3 protein-coding genes are annotated in these 4,336 nt (G+C 73.2%); 1 reads left to right on the top strand and 2 read right to left on the bottom strand.

Annotated features, from left to right (window positions below):
• The coding region (locus tag TR46_RS45225) for a polarized growth protein Scy-related protein (RefSeq protein ID WP_500799590.1) at positions 1 to 2,247 on the bottom strand (2,247 nt) is incomplete at its 3' end.
• A gap of 218 nt (positions 2,248 to 2,465) precedes the next feature.
• A complete protein-coding gene (gene mce, locus TR46_RS02365) occupies positions 2,466 to 2,897 on the bottom strand; it encodes a methylmalonyl-CoA epimerase (protein WP_042392588.1) in 432 nt (143 codons plus the stop codon).
• 196 nt (positions 2,898 to 3,093) lie between these two features.
• Between mce and TR46_RS02360 the strand changes: the two genes are divergently transcribed.
• The gene (locus TR46_RS02360; RefSeq protein WP_084717773.1) at positions 3,094 to 4,272 is read left to right on the top strand and encodes an acetyl-CoA C-acetyltransferase; all 1,179 of its coding nucleotides are present in this window, start codon (positions 3,094 to 3,096) and stop codon (positions 4,270 to 4,272) included.
• Positions 4,273 to 4,336 lie beyond the last annotated feature (64 nt).

The raw sequence follows: 4,336 nt of genomic DNA, 5'->3' as shown, positions 1-4,336 counted from the left end.
GCCCTGCGCCGCGGCCTCGGCTGCCTCGGCCCTGATCCGCTCGGCGTCGGCCCCGGCCGCGGCCAGCGCCGCGGCGGCCTCCGCCTGCAACTGCTCGGCGTCGCCGCGGTGCCGCTGCGCCTCGGCGTACTCGGCTTCCGCCTGCGCCGCCGACTCCACCCGCAGCGCCGCCAGTTCGGCCTCGGTCTCGGCCAGCAGCCGCTCCCGCTCGGTCCCGGCCTCGGCCAGCGCCGCCGCCGCCGCGGCCTCGTCCTCCTCGGCCCGGACCCGGCGGCGCTCCAGCTCCCCGGAGGCGTCGGCGTAGGCCTGACGCGACTCCTCGGCCAGCCGCTGGGCCTCTTCGGACGCCCGGGCGTGCTCCTCGCGCGACTGCTCCTGCAGCGCCGCGGCCGCCGCCGTGGCCTCCTCGGCCCGCTCCCGCGCCAACTGCTCGGCGGCGGCCAGCACCTGGTCCCGCTCATGCGCTGCCGCGGCCAGAAGTTCGGCGCGTTCCCGTTCGGCCCGGGTGGCGGTCTCGGCCGCCTCCGCCTCGGCCCGTTCGGCCCGTTCCAGGGCGGCCTGCTCGGCCGCCGCCAGCACCTGCTCGCGCTCGCGCTCCAGCGCCGCCGCGGCCTCGTCCAGCTCCTGCTGCGCGGTGTTCCGCAGCCGCTCGGCCTCGGCCCTGGCCCGGGCCAGCACCGCCTCGGCCCGGCCCTGCACCTCCTGGGCCTGCTCATTGGCCCGCTCGCGCAGCTTGGCCAGCTCCACGGCGGCGCCGCCGCGCAGCTCGTCCGCGTCGGCCTTGGCCCGGACCAGCAGTTCCTCGGCGGTGCGGGCGGCCTCCTCGATCTGGGTTATGGCCTGCCGCCGGGCCTCGCCGCGCACCTTCTCGGCCTCCGCGGCCGCCTCGGCGCGCTGGGTCTCCGCCTCGGCCCGCAGTTCCGCGGCCGCGTCCTGGTGCGCCTGGATCTGGTCCAGCACGCCCACCTGGGCCTGTTCGGCCGCGGCCCGGCTCTCCGCCCGCAGCCGCTCCACCTCGGCCCGCGCCTCGGCGCGGATCCGCTCCGCCTCCTCGGAGGCGGTCGCGGTGGTCTCCTCGGCCTCCCGGGTGGCCCTGGCCAGTACGTCCTCGGCGGTCCTGGCGGCCTTCGCCAGGTGCACCGTCGCGGTCGCCGCGCCCTCGGTGCGTCCGGTCTCCTCCGCCTCGCGCCGCAGCGTCTCGGCGGCCTCCTCGGCCTCCGCGGTGAACCGCTCGACCTCGGCCCTGGCCTCCTCCAGCATCCGCTGGGCGTCCGCCTTGAGCTGCTCGGCCTCCTTGGTGGCCGTCGCCACCATCCGGGCCACCTCGGACTTGGCGGTCGCGGTCCGCTGCTCGCTCGAAGCCTCGACCTCGGACAGCCGCCGCTCGGCCGCGGCCTCGGCGTCCGCCTGCAGCTGCTCCGCCGCGGCCTCCGCCGCCGCCCGCAGCTCCTCGGCCTCGCGCCGGTACCGCTCGGCCTCCAGCCGCAGCGCCTCGATCTCGCCCTGCGCCGCCTGCAGCTGCTGGCCGGCCGCGCTCTGGGCGGACTGCTTGACGCTCTCGGCCCGCTGGGTGGCGTCCTGGGCCTGGGCGGCGGCAGCTCCGAGCAGCCGCTCGGCCTCGGTCCTGGCCCGCAGCAGTACCTGGTCCGCCTCGGCCCGCGTCGACTGCACATCCGCGGCGACCTGCGAGGTCGCCTGCTCGGACACGGCCATCGCCTCGGCCCTGGCCGCCGCCATCAGCCGGTCGGCCTCGACCCGCGCCTCCTCCAGCACCCGCCGGGCCTGCTCCTCCGTCCCCGCGCGGGTCTGCTCCGCCCAGGAGACGTTCTCGTTCACATGCCGCTCGGCGTTGCGGCGCAGCTCGGCGAGCTCCTGCTCCAGCTGGCGGCGCCGGTTCTCGGCCTCGGCGGCCCACTCGGCCTGGACCCGGGCACTGCGTTCGGCGGCCTCCGCCATCACCCGCTGGGTGGCGTTCTGCGCCTCCAGACGCATCCGCTCGGCGTCCGCCCGGAGCTGCTCCGCCTGCATCTCGGCGTTCCGCAGGATCTGTTCGGCCTGCCCGGCCACGGAGTCGAACGCGCGCGGCTGAGCGAGCTGCCGGCGCGACTCGTGCAGCTTCGCCCGTAGGACCTCCACCTGGTAGGCGAGGTCCTCGGCATGCGTGACGGCCTTCTCCCGCTCGGTCCGAAGCTTGTCCATCTTGGCTTCGAACTTGGAGAGCTGATCGTCAACCTCGTAGCCCCGCACTCCGCGGTCCCATCCGTCTCCTGGTCGGGTCGCCACCCCCACGGCCCCATCGGCCGTCCGGGTGAGCTCCTGATGTCATCGTGCCCTAGGGAGACATGGTGACAGATCCAGGGGACCCCGCTCACCCTCGTCCACCCACGCCCCCTGTATCCGGGCACCGGCGTATTTTCTCACGTCACGGGCCTGGTGCGCAGGGGGGTACGGGTGGGGACTTCAGGTTACTCGTGAGTCCGGGCCGAGGTGACCAGCTCGGTCAGCACCCCGCCGCAGTCCTTGGGGTGCAGGAAGGTGATACGCGAGCCCATCGAGCCGATCCTCGGCTCGTCGTAGAGCACCCGCACACCCTTTCCCCGGATCGCCGCGGAGTCGGCGTCGACGTCGGCGGTGCCGAAGGCGATGTGGTGCACGCCCTCGCCGTTCTTCGCCAGCCACTTGCCCACCGCGGAGTCCTCCCGGGTGGGCTCCAGCAGTTGCAGGTAGGAGGCGCCGCCGTCGCCGGTGTCGTTGATCTTGAGCATGGCCTCGCGCACCCCCTGCTCCTCGTTGACCTCGCTGTGGAACACCTCGAAGCCGTAGGTGGCCCGGTAGAACTCCACAGTCTTGTCCAAATCGAAACAGGCGATACCGATGTGATCGATCCGAGTCAGCATTCTTGCCTCCTGAGCGGGAGCTTCCAATGAAGCGTATTTTCCGGGTGCGGGTAAACCCGCGTTAACCGTGCGCGTGATCACACTGCGTCAGCCGTGACGAAGGCCTCACGCGTCAGTATGTTGGGCTCGAACCCTGGATCGCAGAGACGTGGCAGCGTTGCGTTCAGACCCTCATCGCAGCAAAGGGGCTACGAAAATGACCAACGTGATCGTCGCGGGCGCGCGCACTCCCATGGGCCGCCTGCTCGGCTCGCTGAAGGGCTTCTCCGGCGCGGAGCTGGGTGCCATCGCCATCAAGGAGGCCCTCTCCCGGGCCGGGATCACCGGCGACCAGGTCCAGTACGTGATCATGGGCCAGGTTCTGCAGGCAGGCGCCGGCCAGCTGCCGGCCCGCCAGGCCGCGGTCAAGGCCGGCATCCCGATGAGCGTCCCCGCCCTCACCATCAACAAGGTCTGCCTCTCCGGGCTGGACGCCATCGCCCTGGCCGACCAGCTGATCCGGGCCGGCGAGTTCGACATCGTGGTGGCCGGCGGCCAGGAGTCCATGACCAACGCCCCGCATCTGCTCCCCAAGTCGCGGGAGGGCTACAAGTACGGCGCCGTCGAGCTCCTCGACGCGATGGCCTACGACGGCCTGACGGACGCCTTCGACGGGATCCCCATGGGGGAGTCGACCGAGACCCACAACACCCGGCTGGGGATCGGGCGGGCCGAGCAGGACGCCGTCGCCGCGAGGTCGCACCAGCTGGCCGCCGCGGCGGCGAAGAACGGGGTCTTCGACGAGGAGATCGTCCCGGTCGAGATCCCCCAGCGGCGGGGCGAGCCGGTGCTCTTCAGCGTGGACGAGGGCGTGCGCCCGGAGACCACGGTGGAGTCGCTGGCGAAGCTGCGCCCGGCCTTCACCGAGGACGGCACGATCACGGCGGGGTCCGCCTCGCAGATCTCGGACGGCGCGGCGGCGGTCGTGGTGATGAGCAAGGCCAAGGCGGAGGAGCTGGGGCTCTCCTGGATCGCCGAGATCGGCGCCCACGGGAATGTCGCCGGACCGGACAACTCGCTGCAGTCCCAGCCCTCCAACGCGATCCTCGCTGCGCTGGCGAAGGACGGCCTCACCGTGGACGATCTCGACCTGGTCGAGATCAACGAGGCGTTCGCGGCGGTGGCCGTGCAGTCGGTCAAGGACCTGGGGATCTCCCTCGACAAGGTGAACGTCAATGGCGGGGCCATCGCACTGGGTCACCCGATCGGGATGTCCGGAGCACGGCTTGTGCTGTCGCTGGCCCTTGAGCTCAAGCGGCGGGGCGGGGGCGTGGGGGCGGCGGCGCTCTGCGGTGGCGGCGGGCAGGGCGATGCCCTGATCGTGCGGGTGCCCTGAGTTCTGCCTGCGGCGCGGGGTGCCTGCGGCGCGGGGTGCCTGCGGCGCGGAGGGTGCATGGCAG

Origin of the sequence: Streptacidiphilus carbonis (assembly GCF_000787775.1) — a bacterium.
Lineage (GTDB): Bacteria > Actinomycetota > Actinomycetes > Streptomycetales > Streptomycetaceae > Streptacidiphilus > Streptacidiphilus carbonis.
The sequence above is the reverse complement of the archived record's forward strand: the minus strand, read 5'-3'. Positions and strand labels throughout refer to the sequence as shown.